Raw genomic sequence first — 24,042 nt, forward strand, 5'->3', positions numbered from 1 at the left:
GACGGTTGGCTTCCTTGAGAGAGGAGAGCTTGCATGGTGGCGGTGGTCGCTTCGGGATGAAGCTGGTTGGTGACTTGGCTCGACTATAGCACTGAATGAGAGTGATTCGCATTAATGGAAACTGAATTTTCATGCGGCGGGTGAAAAGAGCGCGTTGAGCTCGCCGACCGACAGCATGCGTTCGTCCATTGCATCGAAGCGGCCATGCGCGAAGGCCTCGCTCGCGAGCCGGCCCACCAGGCCCAGCGCCGCCTGCAGCGGACCGCAGCCGAGGCTGATGCGACGTGCGCCGGCCCGCGCAAGACTCTCGGCCGTGGGCGCGCTGGCATAGCCCGCGTACACGTTCACCGGCAGGGCGACCGCGCGTGACAGGCCTTCGATCTCCTCGGGGCTCGACAGGCCGGGCACGAAGATGCCGTCCGCGCCCGCCGCCGCGCAGAGCGTCGCGCGGCGCAGCGTTTCCTCGAAGCGTGCCGCCGGGTCGTCCCAGGGGACGATGTGGGTGTCGGTGCGCGCATTGATGAAGAAGCGCGCATCGAGCGCGCGGATCGCGGCGATGCGCTCGCACAGCACGTCGGGCGGCGCCAGTTCGCGCGTGCCGGGCCGCGTGCCGTCCTCGATGTTGATGCCGGCCACGCCCAGGTCGATGAGCGCGGCCGCCATGTCGCGCACTGCTTGCGTGCCGTCGCCGTAGCCGCGTTCGAGGTCCACGCTGACCGGCACGCGCGCCACGCGGCAGATGCGCGCGCAGGCCGCGATCAGTTCGCCGGCGGGCATCCGTTCGCCGTCCGCATAGCCGAGCGACCAGGCGATGCCCGCGCTGGTGGTGGCGATGGCGCTCGCGCCCGCGCGCTCGATGACGCGGGCGCTGGCGGCGTCCCAGGCGTTCACGAGGATCAGGGGCGCGGGGCCCGTGTGCAGGCGATGGAAGAGGTCGGTCCTGGATGGCGTGTCGTCGTTGCGTTGCATGGTCACCGGCTCCGTGGGGAGGAAGTTGGAAGTGACCGCAGCTTAGAAACGACGCGCGGTCGCGGCTTGGAAAAAACTGCTGTTCTCAGCGCGCCCGCAGCTCGATGCCGTGCGCTTCCAGCCACCCGAAGCTGGCCAGGGTGCCGTCGCTCGGGAAGTATTCGCAGCCGATCCAGCCCGTCCATCCGAGTTGCTTCAAGGTCCGGAACACCGTCGCGAAGTTGATCTCGCCGCTGCCCGGCTCGTGCCGACCGGGCACGTCCGCGATCTGGACGTGCGCCGCATGCGGCAGGCTCTGGCGCATGCGCTCGATGAGATTCCCTTCGCCGCGCTGCAGGTGGAACAGGTCCAGCATGATCTTGAGGTTCTCGCGGCCGAGCTGTTCGATCAGCGCGATGGCCTGGGCCTGCCGCGTGAGCAGGAAGCTCGGCCGGTCGATCGCGTTGAGCGGCTCGATCATCAGGCTGAGACCGTGGCGCGCGGCGATGACGCAGGCGTCGTCGATGTTCCTTGCGAAGACCTCCCACGATGCCTCGCGGGTCACGTCCTGCGGCACGCTGCCCGACATCGCATGGATCCGCGGGCAACCGATCTCGGCCGCGTAGGCGGCGGCGATCTCCACCGACGCGAGGAACTCGGCCCGGCGCGTCGCGTCGACGGCCAGTCCCCAATCGCCCAGGTCGACGTTGCCGGGCTGCGTGTTCATCGTCACGCATTGCACCTCATGGCGCGCCAGCTCCGCGCGCAGCACCTTCGCGTCCACCTCGTAGGGGAACCAGATCTCGACGCCCTCGAAGCCAAGGGACGCGGCCGCCTCGACACGCGCCAGCAGCGGCAGCTCGGCGAACAGCGTCGACAGGTTGGCCGCGAATCTCATGCGGGCTGCCGATCCGCCTCGAGGCAATCGGGATCGTCGCGCAGCACGCGCCGCGCGAAGTAGAGGAAGGCCATGTCGATGACCTGCGGCTTCAGCAGGAAGTCGCGCGCTTCGCTCGCCAGGTGGTCCGGCACCGGACGGATGGTCCCCGCCGCCGAGGCGCGCAACTGGTTCGCCGCCTGCTGCTCCATCCAGATGGCCAGCGTGGCCGCCTCGGCGATGCTCGTGCCCGCGGTCAGCAGTCCGTGGTGGGCCAGCAGCAGCGCCTTGCGGCCCGCCAGTGCCTGCGAAATGATGCGCCCCTCCTCATCGGCGATGGGAAGGCCGGGCCACTCCTCCAGGTAGCTGCAGTTGTCGTGGAACACGCAGGCGTCCATGTTCGCGACGATCAGCGGCTGCCCGATCATGGCCAGCGTCTGCACGGCCGGCGGATGGGTGTGGATGATGCATTTCACCTCGGGGTTGGCGCGATAGACCCAGGTATGGAAGCGCGTCGCTGGATTGGGCAGCGAGCGGCCATCGAGCGCCTGCAGCGCGTCGTTGGTCACCATGAAGCCGTCGGGCGTGGCCTCGTCGGCACCGATGCCGAACTTGAGCGTGTAGTAGGTGCCCGGCGCTTCGGCGCGCGCGGTGATCTGCCCCGCGATGCCGTTGGCCCAATGGCCCTCGGCGGCCAGCATGCGCGCGGCCAGGACCAGCTGCTCGAGCTCGCTGTAGGCGATGCCCGGCGCCTTGGCGCGCAGTTCGCGGTAATAGGCTTCCTTGATGTCCTGTTCCGAGCGTTGTGTCTCTGGGTTCATTGCTTCTTTCGGGAGTGGGGAGGGCGCATCGATCAATCGATGCGGATGTTGAATTGCCGGATGACCTCGCCCCAGCGCGCGTAGTCGGCGCGGAAGTAGTCCCTGAACTCGCTGCTCGAACCGCCACCCGGTTGCAGTCCGAGGTCGGCCAGCCGGCTCTTGATCTCGTTGGTCTGGAGCACGCGGTTCATCTCCGCGTTCACGAGCTGGATCACGGTGTCGGGCGTGCCGCGCGGCGCGAACAGGCCGTGCCAGTTGTCGCCCTCGAAGCCCGGGAAGAACTCCGACAGCGCGGGCACGTCCGGAAGCTGCGGATTCCTGGCCTTGCTGCCGATCGCCAGCGCGCGCACCTTGCCGCTGCGGATCAGGGGAATCGCGGTCGTGGTCGGCTCGAAGCCGATCGCTACCTGGCCGCCCATGAGGTCCGACAGGAACGGCGACTTGTAGGGGATGTGCGTGAGCTTCACATCAGCCAGGCTGGCGAACATCTCCATCAGGATGTGCGGCGCGGTGCCGACGCCGACCGAGGCGTAGTCGATGGAGGTCGGCTTCGCCTTCGCCTGCTGGATCAGCTCGGGCAAGGTCTTGTAGGGCTGGGCCATTCCGGCCAGCAGCACGAACGCGAAGTTCGCGGTCCTGACGATGGGCGTGAAGTCCTGCAATGCCTGGTAGGGCATCTTCGTGTAGACGTGCGGGCTCATGCTCATCACGGAGGTCACGCCCGCGAGCAGCGTGTAGCCGTCGGGCGCGCTGCGCGCGGCATCGGCCGTGCCGATCAGGCCCGCGGCCCCGGGCTTGTTGTCGACGATCACCGTCTGCCCGAGCGCCTTGCCGAGCCCGTCGCCGAGCAACCGCGCGAGCGCGTCGATCGACATGCCGGCGCCGAAGGGCACCACCATGCGGATCGGCCTGGAGGGCCATGCGTTCTGCGCGAACGCGAGTCGGGGGGCCGCGCCCGCTGCTGCGGCAAGCAGGGTGAACCTGCGGCGATCGATGTCGAACATGCCTTCTCTCCGGTTGCTGGCGAAATTGCCTTCACGAATGCGGGCGGCGTGCGAGCGGATGTGCGCGGGCCGAATTGGGCGCGAGTATTAAACACAGGGTGTCTACTAGTCAACACGTTGACCAAAACGGATATTCTTTGCCGCAACGAAGGTCCTCCGGTCGGAGGACGGTTTGGCCCGCAAAAGGAGAACGGCTTTGACGGCATTGGACGAATCGCGCAACGAGACGGAAGGCAACCCGCCCAAGGTGGCGGTGGTGACGGGCGCCGGCAGCGGCATCGGCAAGGCGGTGGCGCTCGCCATGCTGAAGGCCGGCTACAGGGTGGCGCTCGTGGGGCGTCGCGAACAGGTGCTTGCCGAGGTGGCGGCCCGCTCGACAGCGCCGGACCGCGCGCTGGTCGTGCCGGCCGACGTGACGGACGCCGATGCGGTCGGCGAGATGTTCGAGCGGGTCAGGTCACGCTGGGGCCGGGTCGACGTGCTCTTCAACAACGCCGGCATCTCCGCGCCGCCGGTCGAGTGGCACGCGCTGAGTGCAACGCAGTGGCGCGAGGTCGTCGACGTGAACCTGAACGGCATGTTCTTCTGCCTGCAGCAGGCATTCCGGACGATGAAGGACCAGCGCCCGATGGGCGGTCGCATCATCAACAACGGTTCGATCGCCGCCCATGCGCCGCGGCCCAACGCGATCGCCTACACGGCGACCAAGCATGCGGTGAGCGGCATGACCAAGGCCGTCTCGCTCGACGGGCGGGCCTACGACATCGCCTGCGGGCAGATCGACATCGGCAACGCGGCCACCGACATGGCGGACCAGTTCGCGCGCGGCATCCTGCAGGCCAACGGCCAGCTCGCGAGCGAGCCGCTGATGGACGTGAACCTCGTCGCCGACGCCGTGCTGCACATGGCCGGCCTGCCGCTGGAGGCCAACATCCTGTTCCAGACCCTCCTCGCCACCAAGATGCCGTACGTCGGCCGGGGCTAGTCCGCAGCCCGCCGCGAACGGCGAGATGGTCAGGTGGCGGACATCACGAGCAGCGCGCTGGCCTTGGCGCGGCCGACGCGGACGATCCGGTGCGTGAGGTAGCCCGGGAAATGGATGCAGTCCCCGGCGCGAAGCCGCTCGACGCGATCCTGGAAATGGATGTCCACGCTGCCCGTGAGCACGTACAGAAGTTCATGGCCTTCGTGCTGGGCCTGTATCGGTCCGTCGGAGGTGCCGGGGTAGAGGATGAAGGCGCCGAAGCTGCTCGAGCGCGCATCCTGCAGCAGGGCCGCGAACTGATGCTGCTCGTCGGCCATGAAGCGAGGATGCAGCTCCTCCCCGCGGCTCACGACGATCGCCTCCTCGTGGATCACCTCGCCCACCAGGTGACCGATGCCGCAGCCCAGTGCATTGGCCAGCTTGGAGATCATGGTCAGCGAAGGCGCCTTGAGGCCCCGCTCGATGCGCGACAGGTGCGTCTTGTGCACCCCGACGAGTTCGCCCAGGGCTTCCACGGTCAGTTGCCTGCTCTTGCGCAACGCGCGGATGCGCAGTCCCAGCGCCGCGGGCGACAGCGGCGCGCTGTCGCCCTTGCTTTTCTTCGATGGGCGGGCTGCGCCGGCAGACGGCGGTTTCGACGATTCCAGGTCCATGGCCCGATCTTGTCATAGACGAAGCAGCCCCCGGTCCGCGCGAGGAGGGCGGCCGCGCATTCGGCGCGCTTCTTGCATTGTTCGATCGATATCCCGGAGCGCCTTCACATGGATGTTCGACAGTTGCGCTATTTCGTGGCGGTCGCCGACGAGCTGAGCTTTCGCCGGGCCGCCGATCGGCTGCACGTGGCCCAGCCCGCGCTGAGCCGGCAGATCCAGCAGCTCGAGGACCGGCTCGGCGTGCTGCTCGTCGAGCGCGACAAGCGGCATGTCGCGCTGACGCCCGCGGGAGACGCCGTGCTCAAGCAGGCGCGCACCGTGCTCGGGCTGATGCAGCAACTGCCGGGGCTCGCGCAACGCGCGGCCGCCGGCTGCAGCGCGCACCTGCGGGTGGGGTTCATCAGCCTGGTGGCCAGCGAATTCCTGCCGATGCTCGTGCGCGGCTTCCGCAGCGAGTTTCCGAACGTCGACGTGAAGCTCAACGAATTCCAGGTGCTGCAGCAGTTCGAGCCGCTGCTGCGCGAGGACATCGACGTCGCGATCCTGCGGCTGCTGAAGCCCGACGCCGCCATCGCGAGCTATGTCATCCAGCGGCAGCGCTTCGTGGTCGCGCTGCCCGAGGGGCACCCGCTGTGCCGCAGCGAGTCGCTCGCGGTCGGCGACCTCGCGTGCGAAGACTTCGTCTCGCTGCCCGCGGGCCCGGGCAAGAGCTTCGGCGGGCTCACCTTGCGCTTCTGCCGGGATGCCGGTTTCGAGCCCCGCGCGATGCACGACGTCGGCGACTCGCAGGCCATGCTGGGCATGGTGGGCGCGGGCGTGGGTGTCGCCATCGTGCCGGAGGCCGCGCGGCACCTGCACACCGACGGCGTCGAATACCGGCCGCTGAACGACCTCGAGGAACGCGCCGAGATCGCGATTGCCTGGCGGGCGCAGGACACGAACCCGCTGGTCGGCGGATTCGTCGATGCCGCGCGGCGCAGCTTTCCCGCGCAGTTCGCCATGTCGCCCTGATGCGCCCTGATGCGCCCTGATGCCGCCGCGGCATCACGCCCGCCGCCATAAGTATTGGCCCGCGAACGCACCGCCTCGCACACTGAATGCACGTCGCGCGGCATGCCGCCAGACGGCCCCCGTCCACCCGCCAGCAGGAGCACCCCGATGCCATCTCCCCGCCATGCCCGCAGCCCTTCGTCGAGGAGCCGCCGCCGTTTTCTCGGCGGCATCGCCGGCGCGTCGATCGCGCCCGCACTCTCTTCGTTCCTCATGCCGGGGACGGCCCTCGCGCAATCGGCGAAGCTGGGCACCGCGGACTACGGCGTGGCGAGCATCGATCCGCTCTATGCGATGGCCTATGTCGCCGCGAAGAAGGGCTACTTCGCGCAGGCCGGCCTCGACGTGCGGCCGCTGAACGCGCAAAGCGGGCCGCGCGCGAAGCAGATGCTCGCGGCGGGGCAACTGTTCGCCGCGACCTCCGGTGTGAACGATCCGGTCTCGCTGACCATCGCGGGCAAGCAGGCGGTGCTGGTCGCGGGCTTCGACAACCGGATCGCGTTCGCCAACATCCTCACCACGAAGAAGCTCCACGAGGGCGGCCTCAAGGACATCAGGTCGCTCGCCGGCCGCTCGATCGGCGTGACCCAGCCCCAGTCGGCGACCTGGCTCATGGCCGTGTACCTGGCGGATCGCGCGGGCATCAAGGACAAGGTGCAGGTCCGCGCGCTGGGCGATTTCTCGACCATGCTCGGCGCCGTGAAGAGCGGATCGGTCGATTGCTGCACGGCCACCTACTCGATGCTCAACAAGGCGAAGGAGGAGGGCTGGGGCGTTCCGCTGTTCGACGTGACCGACGACGCCAGCTGGAACGCCACCTTTGGCGGCGACGTGCCGGGCGTCGGCCTCTACGTGATGCAGGACAGCATCGACAAGCGCCCCGAGGCCGTGCAGGCGCTGGTCACGGGCATCGTCAAGGCTTCCGACTTCATCCGCCAGACGGCGCCGGGCGACATCGTGTCGCTGATCGAGGAGGAGTACCTGCCGGGCTACGGCCGGCAGCTTTCCATCGACTCGGTGACGGTGTTCAAGAAGATCTGGAGCGGCGACAACCTCATCACGCCGCAGCACTACGCGCGCCTGATGGACGTGATGGGCGGGCGGCAGATCACGCCGCAGGAGATGAAGCAGGTGCCCTACGAGAAGATGGTGAACATGAGCTTCGTCAAGCGCGCGCGGGGCCTCGCATGATCGAGCTGCAGCACGTGAGCAAGGCCTACCTGAGTGCCACGCGCGAGACCTGGGCGATCGGCGACGTCTCGTTCCGCGTGGCCAAGGGCGAGTTCGTGGCGATCGTGGGCCCGAGCGGCTGCGGCAAGAGCACGCTGCTCAACATGATGGGCAGCTTCATGGCACCGAGCGCGGGCCGCATCGAGATCGGCGGGCGTGCCGTGCGGCACGGAACGATCCCCGACCGGCTGGGCTACATCTTCCAGAAGGACACCGTGCTGCCCTGGCACACCGTGGGCCGCAACATCGGGCTGGGCCTGAAGTTCCGCGGCGTGCCGAACCACGAGATCCGCGCGACGGTCCGCAGGCTGCTGGAGCTCGCGAACCTCTCGGGCTGCGAGGACATGCTGCCGCACCAGCTGTCGGGCGGCATGCGCCAGCGCGTCGCGCTGCTGATGACGCTCGCCTGCGAGCCCGAGGTGCTGCTGCTCGATGAGCCCTTCGGCGCGCTCGACAGCAACACCAAGATGACGCTGCACCGGGAACTGCTGGACATCTGGCAGAAGCTGGGCCAGACGGTCGTGATGGTCACGCACGACCTCGACGAGGCCGTGAGCCTGTCCGATCGCGTGATCGTGCTGTCGGCGCCGCCCAGCCGGGTAGTGCTCGACCACCGTGTCGACCTGCCGCGGCCGCGCGACGTGTTCGGGCTCCGCGACTCGGACGACTTCAGCCATCACGTGCGCGCGATCTGGGCCGTGCTCGGGCGCGAGTTCCAGGCCGCGCAGGGACGCGCCAAGGGGCAGGGGGTGGCACATGTCGCCTGAACACGATGCCGCTCGCGCGCTGCAAGGCGCGCAGGACGATGCGGCGGCCCTGCGCAGCCGGGACTTCGCGGCCGCCGCGCGCAAGGCCGCGCGCCAGGAGGCCCTCGGCGTGCTCGCCTGGCAGTGCGCGATCTTCGCGGGCTTCCTCGCGCTGTGGGAAGGGCTGACCCGCGTGCCCTGGTTCGTGAGCAACACCTTCATGGACCCCTTCTTCATCAGCCGGCCCTCGCTGGTCGCGCAGCGCATCTATGAATGGACGCTCGGGAGCAAGGCGGGCTTCATCTGGCCGCACCTGGCATCGACGGTGCTGGCCACGGCCATCGGCCTGGTCGTCTCGGTGGTCACGGGCTTCATCGCCGGGCTGGGGCTGTCGCAGAGCCCGAGGCTGGCCCGCATCCTGGCGCCGTTCATCACCGGCGCCAACTCGCTGCCGCGCATCGCCTTCGTGCCGCTGATCACCATGATCTTCGGCCTCGGGCTGGCGTCGAAGGTGGTGACGGCCTGGTTCATCGTCTTCTTCCTGGTGTTCTTCAACACCTTCAAGGGCGGCCAGAGCATCGAGCCGCACGTGATCAACTTCTGCCGCACCCTGGGCGCCTCGCGCTCGAACCTGCTGTGGAGCGTGCGCATTCCCTTCGTCTCGGGCTGGATGTTCGCCGCCTTGCCGAACGCGGTCGCGTTCTCGCTGATCGGCGTCGTGATCTCGGAGTTCGTGGGCTCGGACCGCGGCATGGGCTACCTGATCATCACCTCGCTGTCGACGCTCAATGCCACCGACATGTTCGCCACCATCACGGTGCTGTCCGTGCTGGGCATCGTGCTCGTTTCCGCCATTCGCCATGTCGAGCAGCGAACGATGAAGTGGTCGCCCGAGTTCCGCGACGCGCACTGAGCGCCGCCCCATCCATTCATTCATTCGAAGGAGAGACACCATGAACACCATCGCCAGCAAGCCGCACAAGCAGGAACCCACGATCGGGGGATCGATCTACGTCCAGCCCGAGCGCATCGAGTGGAAGCCCACGCGCTTCGACAAGGTCATGATCAAGGTCCTGTACGAGAACCCCGAGCAGGGCGAGATGACCTGCCTGCTCAAGCTCGACCCGGGCGCCTACATCCCGTTCCACAAGCACCCGGAGCTCGAGCAGACCCTGGTGCTGTCGGGCTCGGTGGAAGACCACGACGGCCTGGCGCAGGCGGGGGACTACATCTGGCGCAAGCCCGGTTCGTTCCACGACAACAGCTCGAAGACCGGCGCCGTGGTGTTCGCGGTCTATCGCAAGCCGAACATCTTCTTCCACGCTGCGTCGGGGGAGACGAAGGGCTTCTGAGCATGAGGCCCCGCACGGCGGACGCGACTAGGTCCGTCCGTGCTCGCCCGATGAGCGGATCCATTTCGCCCCGGTCCACTCGCCGCTGCCGACCGCGGCCTCCATGCAGCGCTTGAGTTCGCCCACCACGCATTGCCCCGCGGTGGAAGTGCGGCGCGTCGTGGGCAGCGCCAGGTAGATGCTGCGCGCGAATTCGGGCGCCGCGATCGGGGCGGCCGACAGCAGGCCACGCTCGAGCTCGCTGCGAATCGCGACCGCCGGCAGCACCGAGAACCCCACGCCCTGAACGACGAGGTCGCGCTGGACCGCCAGCGCATTCGTCTCGGCCGCGATCCTGAACGGCACGTCGGCGACCGCGCACGCATGCTCCACGAGCCCGCGCAGGTTGTGCGGCCGGCTCGGCAGCACCAGCGGCGCCTGGCCCAGCGCGCGGACCTTCACGGGCTTCTTCAGCGAGAGGCCGTGCGCCGCCGGCGCGGTGAGGCACAGCACTTCCTTGAGCAAGGGCTCGAGACTCACGCTCGGCCGTTGCGGGGCGTCGTACAGCAGTGCCATGTCGAGCTCGCCCGTCTCGAGCCAGCGCGCGAGATGGTCCGTGTAGCCCACCGACAGCGACACCTGCACGCCGGGGTAGCGCTCCTTGAGCGCCAGCACCAGCGGCGCGGCCAGCAGCTCGCAGCTGCTCGGCAGCAGTCCCACGTGGACGATGCCCGCGATCGACGGGCCCGATGGCTGGATCTCCGACCTCGCGTTGTCGAGTTCGCGCAGCGCGCGCCGCGAGTACTCCACGAGCGTGCGGCCCGCCTCCGTCAGCACCATGCCGCCGCGGCTGCGCTCGAAGAGCAGCGCGCCGAGGTCGTCCTCCAGCAGCTTGAGCTGCCGCGAGATCGCGGGCTGCACCACATGAAGAAGCTCGGCGGCACGCGTCACGCTGCCGGTGTCCGCGATCGCCAGAAAGGCCCGAATCTGCCGCGTGTCCATCGCGTTTCCTGCCAGCAAAAAAAGTGATTTATCGATCAGAAATGGTAATTCGACGGCATGTGAAATGCAAATTTATGATCCGCCCACTTCACACCGACACCCGCATCCGCGAGTGACCCGGCAGCCCAGGAGACAGGACCATGGACATTCAGAAGAACCTCATCGGCGGCGAATGGATCGCCGGCCAGGAATCGATCGCCAGCATCAACCCCTCGGACACGCACGACGTGGTGGGCCGGTTCGCGCTGGCCGACGCGGCACAGGTCCGCCAGGCCGTGGCGGCCGCGCGCGCCGCCCAGCCGGCCTGGGCGGCAACGACCACGCAGGTCCGCAGCGACCTGCTGCAACGCACGGCGCACGAGCTCTTCGCGCGCCGCGAGCAGATCGGCGAGCTGGTCTCGCGCGAAGCCGGCAAGACCCGCGCCGAAGGCATCGGCGAAGTCACGCGGGCCAGCCAGATCTTCGGCTTCTTCGCCGGCGAGGCCGTGCGCTACGGCGGCGAGAACCTCCCGTCGGTGCGGCCGAACATCGGCGTGCAGACCAGCCGCGAGCCGATCGGCGTGGTGGGGCTGATCACGCCGTGGAACTTCCCCATCGCCATCGCCGCCTGGAAGATCGCGCCCGCGCTGGCCTTCGGCAACACGCTGCTGCTCAAGCCTTCCGAGGAGACGCCCGCGGTGGCGAGCGAGCTCTTCCGCGTGCTCGAGCGCAACGGCCTGCCCGCGGGCGTCGCTAACCTGGTGAATGGCCATGGCGCGGTCGCGGGCGCGGCCATCGTCGAAGGCGTCGATGCGCTGAGCTTCACGGGCAGCGTCGCCACCGGCCGCAAGCTGGCCCAGGCGGCGGTCGCGAGGATGGTGCGCGTGCAGCTCGAGATGGGCGGGAAGAACCCGCTCGTCGTGCTCGACGACGCCGACCTTCCGCAGGCGGTGGAGTGCGCATTGAATGGCGCCTTCTTCTCGGCCGGCCAGCGCTGCACTGCGTCCAGCCGGCTGATCGTCACCGACGGCATCCACGACCGCTTCGTCGAGGCCCTGCGCGCACGCATGCGCGAGGTGCAGGTGGGCCACGCCCTGGCGGCGGGCACCGACATCGGCCCGGTGATCAACCAGCGCCAGCTCGACATGGTCCAGCGCTACATCGCGGTCGGCAAGGACGAGGGCGCCCGGCTCATCGAAGGCGGTGCCGTGCTCGAGCGTTCGACACCCGGGTTCTTCATGGCGCCCGCGCTGTTCGTCGACACCCGCAACGACATGCGCATCAACCGCGAGGAGGTGTTCGGCCCGTTCGCCACGGTGATCCGCGCGCGCGACTACGAGGAAGCGCTCGCGCTGGCCAACGACACCGAATACGGCCTCTCGGCCGGGATCTGCACCCAATCCCACAAGCACGCGACCCACTTCCGCCTCAACGTGAAGAGCGGGCTGGCCATGGTCAACCTGCCAACCGCGGGCCTCGATTACCACGTGCCCTTCGGCGGCACCAAGGGCTCGAGCTTCGGCCCGCGCGAGCAGGGGAGCTACGCCGCCGATTTCTACACGCTGACCAAGACCGCCTACATCGGGCATTGATACCAGGAACCACCGGAGACATCGAATGGAAAAAATCGGCTTCATCGGGCTCGGGCGCATGGGCAAGTCCATGGCCCTGAACCTGCGAAAACAGGGCTACCCGCTGGTGGTCCACGACCTGAACGCCGCGGCGGTCAACGAGCTGGTCGATGCCGGCGCGGCGAGCGCGCAGAGCATCGCGCAGATCGCGCGCGAGTGTTCGATCGTCGCGACGATGCTGCCCAGCTCGACCGAAGTGGAGCAGGTGGCCCTGGGCGCGGAAGGCATCTTCGCCAACGCACGCAAGGGCAACATCCTGCTCGACATGAGCACCATCGATCCGCTGGCCACCGACCGGCTGGCCGTGGCGGCGCGCGCGGCCGGGCAGTCCGTGGTCGATGCGCCCGTGGGCCGCCTGGCCGAACACGCGGACCGCGGCGAATCGCTGTTCATGGTCGGCGCGACCGACGAGGACTTCGCCCGCGTGCGGCCGCTGCTCGATGTCATGGGCTCGACCGTCTACCACTGCGGCGACGTCGGCACGGGCGGCCGGACCAAGCTGGTCAACAACTACGTCGCGGTCACGCTGTGCCAGGTCAATGCCGAGGCGCTCGCGCTGTCGCAGCGTTTCGGGCTCGACATCACCCGCACCCTGCAGGTGCTCTACGGCACCTCGGCGACCAACGGGCAGTTGCGCCTGAACTTCCCGAACAAGGTGCTGGTGGGCGACACCACGCCGGGCTTCACGATCGACCTGGCGCACAAGGACATGGCGCTCGTGATGGGCGCGGCCCACGCCGCCAGGGTGCCGATGCCGGTGGCCGCGGCGGTCTTCGAATCGTTCAGCCTGGCGCGCGCCAGCGAGTACGGAAAGATCGATTTCTCGGGCATCGCCGATGCGGTCTGCGACCTCGCGAGGATCGAGCGCGCACGGGTGCCCGCGGGCTGGAAGGCCGCCTGACGACGGCCAGCGCTTTCGAACGGAACGAGCCCGGCAAGAGGCTCGATCCCTAGCTTCCCGATCCACATAAAGCGCAGTCGAAGCATCGGCTGCCAAGGAGACAAACAATGAGAATGCATGCCATCGCCCTGGCCGTCCTCGCGGGACTGCCCTGGATCCAGAACGCCAGCGCGCAAGCCGCGCCCGATCGCTTCAAGATCGGTTTCGTCACCGACATGTCGGGGCCGTACTCCGACTTCGACGGCGCCGGCGGCCTCGACGCGGTCCGCATGGCCATCGCGGATTTCGGCGGCAAGGTGCTGGGCCGGCCGATCGAGGTGCTGTCCGCCGATCACCAGAACAAGGCCGACATCGCGGCCAACAAGGCGCGCCAGTGGTGGGACCAGGACAAGGTCGAGCTGGTCATCGCGGGGGCCAACTCCTCGGCGTCGCTGGCGATCAGCAACATCTCGAAGGAAAAGAAGAAGGTATTCATCTCCGCCGGCGCGGGCGCCGACAGCCTGACGGAAGAGGCCTGCCAGCCCTACCTCGTGCGCTACACCTACAGCACCTCGGCCCAGGCACGTGGCACGGCGACGGCCATGGTGGAGCAGGGCGGCAAGAGCTGGTACTTCGTGACCGCGGACTATGCCTTCGGCTATTCGCTCGAGAAGGCCAGCATCGACGTGGTGCAGGCGAGCGGCGGCACCGTCAAGGGCAGCGTGCGCCATCCGCTGAACGCGAGCGACTTCTCGTCCTACCTGACGCAGGCCCAGGCATCGGGCGCGCAGGTGGTCGGCCTCGCCAACGGCGGCAGCGACCTCATCACCTCGATCAAGACGGCCAAGGAGTTCGGCATCAGCAACAAGATGCGACTCGCGGGCCTCATGGTGTTCATCACCGACGTGCACAGCCTGGGCCTCGACACCACCAGCGGCATGTACCTGACCGATGGCTGGTACTGGGACCTCAACGACAAGTCGCGCGCCTTCGCGACCCGCTTCTACGAGAAGCACAAGAAGATGCCCACCACCTTCCAGGCCGGCGACTACTCGGCCACGCTGAGCTACCTGAAGGCGGTGGAAGCGGCGCAGAGCACCGACGCCGACAAGGTGATGGCCGCGCTCAAGTCGCTCAAGATCGACGACATGTTCGCGCAGGGCTACATCCGCGCGGATGGCGCGATGGTGCACGACATGTACCTGATGCAGGTCAAGAAGCGCAGCGAATCGAAGCAGCCGTGGGACTACTACAAGGTGGTCTCGAAGATCCCGGGCGAGCAAGCCTATGCGCCGACGAAGCCCGGCGCCTGCCACCTGATGCCCAAGAGCTGATCCGCTCCGAAGCCGTGCCGCCGCCGCGTCTCGCGCGGCGCGCGGCCGCACGGCTTTTTTTCCTTGCCCCACTCTCTTTTCCATGTCGTATCGCACGGACATCATTCTCGAAACACGCCAGCTCACCAAGGAATTCAAGGGTTTCACCGCGGTCAGCAAGGTCGATCTCTCGGTCGTGCGCGGTTCGATCCACGCGCTCATCGGACCCAACGGTGCAGGCAAGACGACCTGCTTCAACCTGCTCACGAAGTTCCTCGAACCCACCAGCGGCACGATCCTCTTCAACGGCCAGGACATCACGGGCGAGCGCCCCGCGCAGATCGCGCGGCGCGGCATCATCCGCTCGTTCCAGATCTCGGCCGTGTTCCCGCACCTCACGCTGCTGGAGAACGTGCGCCTGGGGCTGCAGCGCAGGCTGGGCACCTCGTACCACTTCTGGAAGAGCGAGAAGTCGCTCGAGCCTTTGAACGCCCGGGCGCGCGAGCTGCTCGCGGAGGTCGGCCTGGAAGATCTCGCGGAAGAGCAGACCGTGAACCTGCCCTATGGCCGCAAGCGCGCGCTCGAGATCGCGACCACGCTCGCGATGGAGCCCGAGCTGATGCTGCTGGACGAGCCCACGCAGGGCATGGGCCATGAGGACGTGCACCGCGTGGCCGAGCTGATCAAGCGCGTGTCGGCGGGCCGCACCATCCTGATGGTCGAGCACAACATGAGCGTGGTCTCGACCATCGCCGACACCATCACCGTGCTGCAGCGTGGCGCCGTGCTGGCCGAAGGCCCCTACGCGGAGGTCTCGAAGAACCCGCAGGTCATGGAGGCCTACATGGGCACCACGGACGGACAACTGCAGGGAGCCCACTGATGACCGCCGCACTCGAGATCAAGGGCCTGCAGGCCTGGTACGGCGAATCGCATGTGCTGCATGGCGTCGACATGGTCGTGCAGCCCGGCGAAGTGGTCACGCTGCTGGGCCGCAACGGCGCGGGCCGCACGACCACGCTGCGCGCGATCATGGGCCTGACGGGCGCACGCAAGGGCAGCATCGAGGTCAATGGCCGCGAGACGATCGCGATGCCCACGCACCGCATCGCGCACCTGGGCATCGGCTACTGCCCCGAGGAGCGGGGCATCTTCGCGAGCCTGTCGTGCGAGGAGAACCTGATGCTGCCGCCTGAGCTCAAGGGCGCGGGGCAGGGCATGTCGGTCGACGAGATCTACGCGATGTTCCCGAACCTGGCGGAGCGCCGCCACAGCCAGGGCACGCGGCTGTCGGGCGGCGAGCAGCAGATGCTCGCGGTGGCGCGCATCCTGCGCACGGGCGCCAAGCTGCTGTTGCTCGACGAGATCTCCGAAGGCCTGGCGCCGGTGATCGTGCAGGCGCTCGCTCGCATGATCACCACGCTGCGTTCCAAGGGCTACACCATCGTGATGGTGGAGCAGAACTTCCGCTTCGCGGCGCCGCTGGCCGATCGCTTCTACGTGATGGAGCACGGCCGTATCGTCGAGAAGTTCGGCGCCGCCGAGCTCGAAGCCAGGATGCCTGTGCTCAACGAATTGCTGGGAGTCTGAGGCGATGACGACTGTCTTTGGTTTTCCCGTGCAGGCCCTGTTGAGCCAACTGCTGCTGGGCCTGGTCAACGGGTCGTTCTACGCGATCCTGAGCCTCGGGCTTGCGGTGATCTTCGGGCTGCTCAACGTCATCAACTTCGCGCATGGCGCGCTGTTCATGGTGGGCGCGGTGTTCAGCTGGATGGCGATGAGCTACTTCGGTATCAGCTACTGGGCGATGCTCGCCGTGGCGCCGCTGATCGTCGGCCTGCTCGGCGTGCTGATCGAGCGCCTGTTCCTGCGCTGGATCTACAAGCTCGACCACCTCTACGGCCTCTTGCTCACGCTGGGCCTCACGCTGCTGATCGAAGGAGCGTTCCGCTCGGTCTACGGCGTTTCGGGCCTGAGCTACGACACGCCCGCGGCACTGGCCAGCGCCAGCGACCTGGGCTTCATGGTGCTGCCCAACTACCGTGCCTGGGTGGTCGTGGCCTCGCTCGCCGTGTGCTTCGCCACCTGGTATGCGATCGAGAAGACGCGGCTGGGCGCCTACCTGCGCGCGGGCACCGAGAACCCGCGGCTGGTGGAAGCCTTCGGCGTCAATGTGCCGCTGATGATCACGCTGACCTATGCCTTCGGCTGCGGCCTGGCCGCCTTCGCCGGCGTGCTGGCCGCGCCGGTGATGCAGGTCTCGCCGCTGATGGGGCAGAACCTCATCATCGTGGTGTTCGCCGTCGTCGTGATCGGCGGCATGGGCTCGATCATGGGCGCCATCCTCACCGGCCTGGGCCTGGGCGTGATCGAAGGCCTCACCAAGGTGTTCTACCCGGAGGCCTCGTCCTCGGTCGTGTTCGTGATCATGGTCATCGTGCTGCTGGTGCGGCCGGCCGGCCTGTTCGGCAAGGAAAAGTGAGTTCGCGGTCATGAAGAAACTCTCCCTCGTCCTCTATCCGCTGCTGCTCGCCGGCCTGCTGCTCGCGCCCTTCCTCGGCGCCTATCCGGTGTTCGTGATGAAGCTCCTGTGCTTCGCGCTGTTCGCGGCCGCCTTCAACCTGCTGCTGGGTTTCGCCGGCCTGCTGTCCTTCGGGCACGCGGCGTTCCTGGGCTGCTCGGCCTATGTCGCGGGCCAGGCCATGAAGGCCTGGGGCCTGACGCCCGAGCTCGGCCTGGTCGCGGGCACGCTCACCGGTGCGTTGCTCGGCTGGGTCTTCGGTTCGCTGGCGATCCGCCGCCAGGGCATCTACTTCGCGATGATCACGCTGGCCTTAGCGCAGATGATGTTCTTCGTCGCGCTGCAGGCGAGGTTCACCGGTGGCGAGGACGGCCTGCAGGGCGTGCCGCGCGGCAAGCTGTTCGGCCTGCTCGACCTGAGCAACGACCTCACGATGTACTACGTCGCGCTCGCGATCGTGGCGGCGGCCTTCCTGCTGATCGTGCGCACCGTGCATTCGCCGTTCGGCCAGGTGCTCAAGGGCATCAAGGAGAACGAGCCGCGCGCGCTCTCGCTGGGCTACGACGTCAGCCGCTTCAAGCTGCTGGCCTTCGTGATCTCGGCGGCGCTGTCGGGCCTCGCGGGTTCGCTCAAGACGCTGGTGCTGGGCTTCGCCACCTTGTCCGACGTGCACTGGACCGCGTCGGGCCAGGTCGTGCTGATGACGCTGGTGGGCGGACTCGGCACCCTGTCGGGCCCGCTGGTGGGATCGGCCGTGGTCGTGCTGCTGGAGAACAAGCTCGGCGAGTTCGGCAGCCTGCTCGCGCGCCTCACCACCATCGAGTGGTTCAACACGCTGGGCGAGTCGGTGACCATGGTCACGGGCCTGATCTTCGTGGTGTGCGTGCTGGCCTTCCGCAAGGGAATCATGGGCGAGGTGGTGGCGTTCATGGCGCGCCGCCGCCCGTAGCCGGCCCGAGCGCGCGCCCAGCGACGATGCCATCAGAAAAACCTATGGTGGTATCAATACGTTGTAGTTTTCGGCGCCGCGCGCGGATCCTAGGATCCGTGCCACATGAATGAAGAACAAGGCCTTCGCGCCCCTGGCCGCATCGGGCTGTCGCACTCGGGCTTCATCGCCACGGTCACCATCGAGAACCCCGGCCGGCGCAATGCGCTGACGGTGGCGATGTGGGAGGCGCTGCAGGCGGTGTTCGCCGACCTGCGGCAAAGCGACACGCTGCGCTGCGTGGTGCTGCGCGGTGCGGCGGGCAACTTCGCGGCCGGCGCCGACATCTCGGAGTTCGAGCAGGTGCGCGCCACGCGCGAGCAGGTGACGGCATTCCACGAGCAGTGCGTGTCCGGTGCCCTGCGCGCCATCCACGACCTGCCCGTGCCGGTGATCGCGTTGATCGAGGGCGCCTGCGCGGGCGGGGGCCTGGAGATCGCCTCGGTCTGCGACCTGCGCATCGCGGGCCGCGGCGCCCGCCTCGGCATCCCGATCCGGCTGCTGGGCTTTCCGCTCGCGCTCGGCGAGATGGAGTGGCTCTACCGGCTCGCCGGTCCCGCGCTCACGGCCGAGCTGCTGTTCGAAGGCCGCATGCTCGATGCACAGACCGCGTGGGCCAAGGGCCTGCTGACCGACGTGGTCGACGATGCGGATGTCGAGCGGCGCGCCCAGGCGGCCGCGGACGCCGTCGCACAGAGTGCGCCGCTGGCGGTTCGCGCGCTCAAGCGGCAGCTGCGCCGCCTGATGGAAGACCCGAGTCCCGTGACGCGGGAAGAACGCCTGGCGAGCTATGCGTTCGCGGACACGCAGGACTACCGCACGGGGCTGCGCGCCTTTCGCGAGAAGACCCGTCCCGAATTCGTCGGCCGCTAGCAACCCTGGCCGGCACCGTGCCGATCGCCTCTCAAGAAAGCTGCTCATGACCCAAGCGCTGCCCCTCGCGGGCCTCCGCGTGCTCGACCTCTCGCGGGCGCTGTCGGGCCCGTTCTGCTCGATGATCCTCGGCGACTTCGGCGCCGAGGTCGTGAAGATCGAGCCGGCGCCGCACGGCGACATGGTGCGCCAGTGGGGACCCTTCGCCGAGGACACCAGCGTCTACTACCTCTCGGGCAACCGCAACAAGAAGAGCGTGGCGCTGGACTTCCGCCACCCCGAGGGCCTGGCGATCGTGCGCGAGATGGCAGCGAAGGCCGACATCCTGGTGGAGAACTTCCGTGCCGGCGTGATGGCGCAGATGGGCATGGGCCAGGCCGAGCTCATGGCGCTGAACCCCGGGCTGATCCACGGCAGCATCACCGGCTTCGGCAGCGACGGCCCCAAGGGCCACTGGCCGGGCTTCGACCAGATCGCGCAGGGCTTCTCGGGCTTCATGAGCTTCACGGGCACGCCCGAGTCCGGCCCGCAGCGCGTGGGCGTGGCGATCGGCGATCTCACCTCCGGCATGTGGACCGCCATGGGCATCCTCGCGGCGGTGATCCAGCGCCAGGCCAGCGGCCAAGGTCAGAAGGTCGAGACCTCGCTGCTGGCGAGCCTGGTCGGCTTGCTCAGCGTGCAGGGGCAGCGCTACCTGTCGCTCGGCGAGGTGCCGGCGCCGGTGGGCAACGTGCATCCGGTGATCGCGCCGTACGGCGTGTTCGAGGCACAGGACGGGCCGCTGAACATCGGTGGCGCTACGCAGGAGCAATGGGTGAAGATCGCGCGGCTGCTCGGCCTGGAGGCGCTGCTGTCGGATCCGCGCTTCGTCAACAACGCGGCGCGCATGCAGCACCGCATCGCGCTCAAGGAACTGCTCGAGGAACGCCTGCGCACGCAGCCGCGCGCGGCCTGGACCGCGCAGATGGTCGCGCTGGGCATTCCCGCGGGGCCGATCAACGACATCGCCGACGTGTTCGCCGATCCGCAGGTGCAGCACTGCGGGTTGGTCGAGGAGTTCACGCATCCCGTCATCGGGCCCATGCGGCAGGTCGGCAACCCGGTGCGCATCGACGGCTTGCGCGACGGCAGCGTGCGCCTGCCGCCACCGCTGCTCGGGGAACACACGGTCGAAGTGCTGCGGGATTTCGGCTATGGTCGCGAGCGCATCGACGCCTGGCTCGCCGACGGTGTCGTGAGCCAGTACGGGCTCGGCTGAGTTCGGCCCCCTCCTTTCCACCATCGGCCTGCCCCCGCGCCGGGGCGGCCATCACCCCTTCTCGCCATGGAAATACGCCAGCTGCGCTACTTCGTCGCGATCGTCGACAGCGGCTCGCTCTCGCGCGCGGCGGCGCTGGTCCACATCGTCCAGCCCGCGCTGAGCCAGCAGATGACCCAGCTCGAGGAAGAGCTCGGCACCCAGCTGCTGCAGCGCAGCGTCAAGGGCGTCACGCCGACCGATGCGGGACAGGCGCTGTACCGCCATGCGCAGCAGATCCTCAAGCTCGCGGGCGACACTAAGAACGTGGTGAAGGCATCGGACGCGGGCCTGAGCGGGCGCGTGCGGCTCGGGCTGCCGTCGAGCATCGCGATGGTGCTGGTCGGGCCGCTGATCGCCGCGCTCGAGGAGCGCCATCCGCAGATCGTGCTCGAGGTCTACGAGAGCCCCAGCACCTTCCTCGCGGCGCACCTGATCAACGAGCGCGTCGAGCTCAGCGTGCTGGTCGACGACGTGGCGCTGCCCGGCATCGAGGCCGTGCCGCTGGTGGACGAACCGCTGTACTTCGTGCAGCCGCGCCGCAAGCCGCTGGTGCGCGCGGGCCGCAGCATCGACCTGCCGACGGTGGCCAGCGTGCCGCTGATGCTCACGACGCAGGTCACCACCTTGCGCGACCTGGTCGACCGCGCCTTCGCCGAGGCGGGCGTGGCGCCGCAGATCAAGGCCGAGGCGAGCTCGATCCACACTGTGCTGGCCATGGTCGCGCAGGGCGGCGCGGGCACCGTGATCCCGCATTCGGCACTGGCCTGGCATGCCGCCGCGCAGTTGCTGCGCCAGACCCCGATCGAGCCGCAGATCGTGCGCCGCGCGACGCTCGCGCATTCGCGCCTGAACCGGTTGCAGCCCGCCGCCGCCTGCGTGCACGCACTGGTCGTGAGCGTGGTGCGCGAGCTGGTGCGCTCCCGCCGCTGGGACGGGGCGCGGCTGGTGGCCGGCAGCTGAGCGCGTGCGTGCGGCGCCATCGGTCGGCGCTATACCGGTAGCAGGATTTCGTAGTGTTCAGTTCGGGAGGCCGTCCCTACAGTCGACTGCACAAATCGACGGAGACACCATGAACATCCTCAGGGCCACACGGCTCGTATCCTGGGCGCTGATCGCCATGCCGCTGCTGGCGGGCGCGCAGCCCGACTATCCCGCGCGCCAACCCGTGCGCCTGATCGTGACCTTCGCGCCGGGTGGCGGCTCCGACACCATCGCGCGCTCGCTCAACGCCAAGATGAGCGAGAAGCTCGGCCAGACGGTCATCGTGGAGAACAAGCCCGGCGCTGGCGGATCGATCGCCACCGACTACGTCGCGAAGGCCGCGCCCGATGGCTACACGGTGCTGTTCACCGTCTCCTCGCACAGCATCAACCAGGCCCTGTACCCCTCGCTGCCCTTCAACACCGAGCGCGACCTGCGCGGGGTCACGCTGATCGGTGCGCTGCCGCAGGTGCTCGCGGTGCATCCGTCGGTGCCGGCCAGCAATCTCAAGGAGTGGATCGCGCTGGGCCAGCGCGATCCGCGGTACCGCCAGTACGCGACCGGCGGCATCGGCTCGCCGGGCCACTTCGCGGGCGGGCTGCTGCAGTCGATGGCCAAGCTCTCGCTGCAGCACATTCCCTACCGCGGCGCGGGACCCGCGATCGCGGACGTGGTGGGCAACCAGGTGCCCGCGGTGTTCGGCACCCTGAGCGGCGCGCTGCCGCACATCCGCAGCGGCAAGCTCAAGGCGATCGCCGTGACCTCGAAGGAGCGCTCGCCGCTGCTGCCCGAGGTGCAGACCATCGCGGAATCGGTGCCCGGCTACGAATCCGATACCTGGATCGGCACCTTCGTGCCGCACGGCACGCCGCAGGCCGTGGTCGACAAGCTGCACCAGGCCACGCTCGCGGCCCTGGCCGACAACGAGGTCAAGGCACGCATGGAAACCCAGGCCGGGCGCGTGATCGGCGGTTCGCCCGAGGCGCTCGACAAGCTGGTCTCGCAGGAGATCGTGCAGTTCACGCGCGTGGTGCGCGAGCAGGGGATCAAGCCCGAGTAGGCGCTCGATCGGGCGAGCTGGCGGCTACCGCGTTGCGCCCTTGTCGGGGCATGGGTAGAGATCGCGCATGTGCAGCCGGAACGCCTGCTCCATCGGCATCGTCCGCTGCTCGGGCGGCAGCCGCAGCAGGAAGGGGATCAGCGTGTCGGTGGTGATCTTCGCGGACTTGCCGGGGCAGCTGTCGATCGTGGTGCCCGCGGCCCTGGCCTCGAGCACATCGGTGCGATAGTTGTCGCCGATGTTCGCCAGCCCGCGGATCGCCGCCACGTAGTCGGCGTTCTGCTCTGCGCGCTCGGGTCCGACCTCGCCGAGCACCTGCGCGCCGCGCAGGAAGTCTTCCACCGTCAGCGATGCGCTGTGGTCGGGCCCGATGGACGGCGGGAGATCGCGCGAAGGCGTCTGCGCCAGCGCTGGCGGGCAGGCGAACATCGCGAGCAGAAGGGCGGCACCGGCAAGGCGCCGCACCGGTTCAGAGACTGTTGGCTTCACCACCGGGCAGGTTGTAGGTATCGGAACCGGGGAATGCCGCGGAAGGCTTGGGGATCGCGCGCCTGTGGATGGCCGCGAAGCTCAGGCAGCAGGCGGCGCCGACGATGGGGATGATCCATACCAGGGCCAGCTGCCATGCGCGCTGCCGGCCCGAGTAGAAATCGCTGCGCAGCACCACGACCGTTGCGGCCAGGTCGCCCGCGAGGACCGCGATGGCGATGGCTGCGAGGACGTAGGGGAGGGGGCCGTGCAATGGGTGTGCTCCGGGGAGGGGTCGAACGAATGTAGCGACGGGGTCGCGCGGGCGTCAACGGCCTGGAACAGATTGACACAGTGGAAACGTCTTTCGCCCCTCGATGCGGTTTTCAATGTGCGGCGGCTTCGGCCGCCTCGTCCGGCAGGCTCCCCTTCGATTTCACGAACGCCTGCATGTGCTTCAGGAAGGCATTCGCCGCCGGCGTCAGCTCCGCGTCGCTGCGCGAATAGACGCCCATGTTCCGCTTGACCGTCGGCCGCACCAGCATCCGCGTCTGCACGCCGGTGCGGCGCGAGAGCTGGCGCACGTTGACCGGCAGCGCGGCCACGCCCATGCCTGCGGCCACCATGCTGATCAGCGTGGAGGAGAAGGTCGCGACATGCGCGGGCACCGGCCGCAGGCCGACCGAATCGAAGGCCGCGTCGGCCAGCGCGCGCGACGGGCTCTGGTCGGACAGGCTGATCAGCGGATGCTTGGCCAGCTCGCGCCAGGTGACGGCGCCGCGCTCCGCGAGCGGATGGCCATCGGGCACCAGCGCCACCAGATGGTCCTGGTAGAGCGTGACCTCCGTCAGCCCCGGCTCGCCTTCGACCAGCGTGCCGACGCCGAGGTCGACCTCGCCGCGGCGCACCTGGTCGCGGATGGTCTCCTCGAAGCCGTCCTTGAGGATGCACTGGATGCCCGGATGGCGCTGCTGGAACGACTGGATCACCCAGGGCAGCAGCGTGGCGGCGATCACGATGGAGGCGGCCACCGTGACCCGGCCGCGCTTGACCTCGGCCAGCGCGCGCGATCCGGCGACGGCGGCCTCGAGGTCCTCGAGCGCCTTGCGCGCCAGCGGCAGGAACTCGGCGCCCGCCTCGGTCAGCTGGACCACGCGCGTGCTGCGGTAGAACAGCCGCAGGCCGATCTGCTCCTCGAGTTCCTTGACCAGCGTGGACAACGCGGAGGGCGAGAGGTGCATGCGCTCGGCCGCGCGCGCGAAGGCACCGACCTCGGCCACCGCGAGGAAGGCGCGGATCTGGCGCAGCGTAATATTCATCTTTGGCGAATAATCGTTCGGATCATTCTGATTGTCCAAGCATTGAGCCGGTGCTGCAATGGCGCCGTCCATCGATCAGGAG

Annotated in this window: 26 protein-coding genes; 17 read left to right on the forward strand and 9 right to left on the reverse strand. The window is 68.4% G+C overall.

Features of this window, described 5'->3' with window-relative positions:
• Positions 1-129 precede the first annotated feature (129 nt).
• The 4 genes from AC27VN_RS03330 to AC27VN_RS03345 form a co-directional block, all read right to left on the reverse strand.
• Positions 130-969, reverse strand: coding sequence for an isocitrate lyase/PEP mutase family protein (locus tag AC27VN_RS03330; protein ID WP_490875622.1), 840 nt, complete (start codon positions 967-969; stop codon positions 130-132).
• A gap of 85 nt (positions 970-1,054) precedes the next feature.
• The gene (locus AC27VN_RS03335; protein ID WP_490875623.1) at positions 1,055-1,846 is read right to left on the reverse strand and encodes a hydroxypyruvate isomerase family protein; all 792 of its coding nucleotides are present in this window, start codon (positions 1,844-1,846) and stop codon (positions 1,055-1,057) included.
• Entirely contained in the window at positions 1,843-2,646 is an 804-nt protein-coding gene (locus tag AC27VN_RS03340; protein ID WP_490875624.1) for an aldolase, read from the reverse strand. The genes AC27VN_RS03335 and AC27VN_RS03340 overlap by 4 nt, the downstream gene beginning before the upstream one ends.
• Before the next feature lie 32 nt (positions 2,647-2,678).
• Positions 2,679-3,650, reverse strand: coding sequence for a Bug family tripartite tricarboxylate transporter substrate binding protein (locus AC27VN_RS03345; RefSeq protein WP_490875625.1), 972 nt, complete (start codon positions 3,648-3,650; stop codon positions 2,679-2,681).
• Between the two features lie 196 nt (positions 3,651-3,846).
• Between AC27VN_RS03345 and AC27VN_RS03350 the strand changes: the two genes are divergently transcribed.
• Entirely contained in the window at positions 3,847-4,635 is a 789-nt protein-coding gene (locus tag AC27VN_RS03350; RefSeq protein WP_490875626.1) for an SDR family oxidoreductase, read from the forward strand.
• 29 nt (positions 4,636-4,664) lie between these two features.
• Here the strand turns inward: AC27VN_RS03350 and AC27VN_RS03355 are convergent, their stop codons facing one another.
• Positions 4,665-5,288, reverse strand: coding sequence for a helix-turn-helix domain-containing protein (locus AC27VN_RS03355; RefSeq protein WP_431514166.1), 624 nt, complete (start codon positions 5,286-5,288; stop codon positions 4,665-4,667).
• Between the two features lie 108 nt (positions 5,289-5,396).
• Between AC27VN_RS03355 and AC27VN_RS03360 the strand changes: the two genes are divergently transcribed.
• The 5 genes from AC27VN_RS03360 (at position 5,397) to AC27VN_RS03380 (ending at position 9,666) form a co-directional block, all read left to right on the forward strand.
• Positions 5,397-6,299, forward strand: coding sequence for a LysR substrate-binding domain-containing protein (locus AC27VN_RS03360; RefSeq protein WP_296784673.1), 903 nt, complete (start codon positions 5,397-5,399; stop codon positions 6,297-6,299).
• A gap of 147 nt (positions 6,300-6,446) precedes the next feature.
• Entirely contained in the window at positions 6,447-7,529 is a 1,083-nt protein-coding gene (locus tag AC27VN_RS03365; RefSeq protein WP_490875627.1) for an ABC transporter substrate-binding protein, read from the forward strand.
• Positions 7,526-8,335 (forward strand): ABC transporter ATP-binding protein, encoded by an 810-nt coding sequence (locus AC27VN_RS03370; RefSeq protein WP_490875628.1) that lies wholly within the window; start codon positions 7,526-7,528, stop codon positions 8,333-8,335. The genes AC27VN_RS03365 and AC27VN_RS03370 overlap by 4 nt, the downstream gene beginning before the upstream one ends.
• Positions 8,325-9,227, forward strand: a complete 903-nt coding sequence (locus tag AC27VN_RS03375) for an ABC transporter permease (protein ID WP_296784664.1) — start codon at positions 8,325-8,327, stop codon at positions 9,225-9,227. The genes AC27VN_RS03370 and AC27VN_RS03375 overlap by 11 nt, the downstream gene beginning before the upstream one ends.
• 40 nt (positions 9,228-9,267) lie before the next feature.
• Complete coding sequence (locus tag AC27VN_RS03380; RefSeq protein ID WP_490875629.1) at positions 9,268-9,666, forward strand: cupin domain-containing protein; 399 nt, start codon at positions 9,268-9,270, stop codon at positions 9,664-9,666.
• A 27-nt stretch (positions 9,667-9,693) separates the two neighbouring features.
• Here the strand turns inward: AC27VN_RS03380 and AC27VN_RS03385 are convergent, their stop codons facing one another.
• Positions 9,694-10,647 (reverse strand): LysR family transcriptional regulator, encoded by a 954-nt coding sequence (locus AC27VN_RS03385; RefSeq protein WP_490875630.1) that lies wholly within the window; start codon positions 10,645-10,647, stop codon positions 9,694-9,696.
• Positions 10,648-10,793: 146 nt separating this feature from the next.
• On the opposite strand from AC27VN_RS03385, the gene AC27VN_RS03390 reads away from it, so the two are divergent.
• The 11 genes from AC27VN_RS03390 to AC27VN_RS03440 all read left to right on the forward strand — a co-directional run bounded on the left by AC27VN_RS03390 (position 10,794) and on the right by AC27VN_RS03440 (position 22,173).
• A complete protein-coding gene (locus tag AC27VN_RS03390; RefSeq protein ID WP_490875644.1) occupies positions 10,794-12,218 on the forward strand; it encodes an aldehyde dehydrogenase family protein in 1,425 nt (474 codons plus the stop codon).
• The gene (locus tag AC27VN_RS03395) at positions 12,214-13,158 is read left to right on the forward strand and encodes an NAD(P)-dependent oxidoreductase (protein ID WP_408908812.1); all 945 of its coding nucleotides are present in this window, start codon (positions 12,214-12,216) and stop codon (positions 13,156-13,158) included. The genes AC27VN_RS03390 and AC27VN_RS03395 overlap by 5 nt, the downstream gene beginning before the upstream one ends.
• A gap of 107 nt (positions 13,159-13,265) precedes the next feature.
• Entirely contained in the window at positions 13,266-14,471 is a 1,206-nt protein-coding gene (locus AC27VN_RS03400; protein WP_490875631.1) for an ABC transporter substrate-binding protein, read from the forward strand.
• Between the two features lie 82 nt (positions 14,472-14,553).
• Positions 14,554-15,333: an ABC transporter ATP-binding protein gene (locus AC27VN_RS03405; RefSeq protein ID WP_203207148.1), complete on the forward strand. Its 780-nt coding sequence runs from the start codon at positions 14,554-14,556 to the stop codon at positions 15,331-15,333.
• Positions 15,333-16,040 carry an ABC transporter ATP-binding protein gene (locus AC27VN_RS03410; protein WP_093349313.1) on the forward strand — a complete coding sequence of 236 codons (708 nt, stop codon included), beginning with the start codon at positions 15,333-15,335 and terminating at the stop codon, positions 16,038-16,040. The genes AC27VN_RS03405 and AC27VN_RS03410 overlap by 1 nt, the downstream gene beginning before the upstream one ends.
• 4 nt (positions 16,041-16,044) lie before the next feature.
• The gene (locus AC27VN_RS03415; RefSeq protein WP_093349315.1) at positions 16,045-16,932 is read left to right on the forward strand and encodes a branched-chain amino acid ABC transporter permease; all 888 of its coding nucleotides are present in this window, start codon (positions 16,045-16,047) and stop codon (positions 16,930-16,932) included.
• Positions 16,933-16,942: 10 nt separating this feature from the next.
• Complete coding sequence (locus tag AC27VN_RS03420; RefSeq protein ID WP_490875632.1) at positions 16,943-17,920, forward strand: branched-chain amino acid ABC transporter permease; 978 nt, start codon at positions 16,943-16,945, stop codon at positions 17,918-17,920.
• Between the two features lie 105 nt (positions 17,921-18,025).
• Positions 18,026-18,832, forward strand: a complete 807-nt coding sequence (locus tag AC27VN_RS03425) for an enoyl-CoA hydratase-related protein (protein WP_490875633.1) — start codon at positions 18,026-18,028, stop codon at positions 18,830-18,832.
• Positions 18,833-18,878: 46 nt separating this feature from the next.
• The gene (locus tag AC27VN_RS03430; RefSeq protein ID WP_431514155.1) at positions 18,879-20,090 is read left to right on the forward strand and encodes a CaiB/BaiF CoA transferase family protein; all 1,212 of its coding nucleotides are present in this window, start codon (positions 18,879-18,881) and stop codon (positions 20,088-20,090) included.
• Positions 20,091-20,156: 66 nt separating this feature from the next.
• Entirely contained in the window at positions 20,157-21,092 is a 936-nt protein-coding gene (locus AC27VN_RS03435; RefSeq protein ID WP_490875634.1) for a LysR substrate-binding domain-containing protein, read from the forward strand.
• Between the two features lie 109 nt (positions 21,093-21,201).
• Positions 21,202-22,173 carry a tripartite tricarboxylate transporter substrate binding protein gene (locus tag AC27VN_RS03440; protein ID WP_093349327.1) on the forward strand — a complete coding sequence of 324 codons (972 nt, stop codon included), beginning with the start codon at positions 21,202-21,204 and terminating at the stop codon, positions 22,171-22,173.
• A gap of 24 nt (positions 22,174-22,197) precedes the next feature.
• On the opposite strand, the gene AC27VN_RS03445 is transcribed toward AC27VN_RS03440, so the two are convergent.
• The 3 genes from AC27VN_RS03445 to AC27VN_RS03455 all read right to left on the reverse strand — a co-directional run bounded on the left by AC27VN_RS03445 (position 22,198) and on the right by AC27VN_RS03455 (position 23,960).
• Positions 22,198-22,638, reverse strand: coding sequence for a hypothetical protein (locus tag AC27VN_RS03445; RefSeq protein WP_490875635.1), 441 nt, complete (start codon positions 22,636-22,638; stop codon positions 22,198-22,200).
• Positions 22,639-22,642: 4 nt separating this feature from the next.
• The gene (locus tag AC27VN_RS03450) at positions 22,643-22,915 is read right to left on the reverse strand and encodes a hypothetical protein (protein WP_490875636.1); all 273 of its coding nucleotides are present in this window, start codon (positions 22,913-22,915) and stop codon (positions 22,643-22,645) included.
• A 112-nt stretch (positions 22,916-23,027) separates the two neighbouring features.
• Positions 23,028-23,960, reverse strand: a complete 933-nt coding sequence (locus AC27VN_RS03455; RefSeq protein WP_177239463.1) for a LysR family transcriptional regulator — start codon at positions 23,958-23,960, stop codon at positions 23,028-23,030.
• Positions 23,961-24,042: the final 82 nt, after the last annotated feature.

Source organism: Variovorax sp. 20P10.2.4 (genome assembly GCF_058244205.1).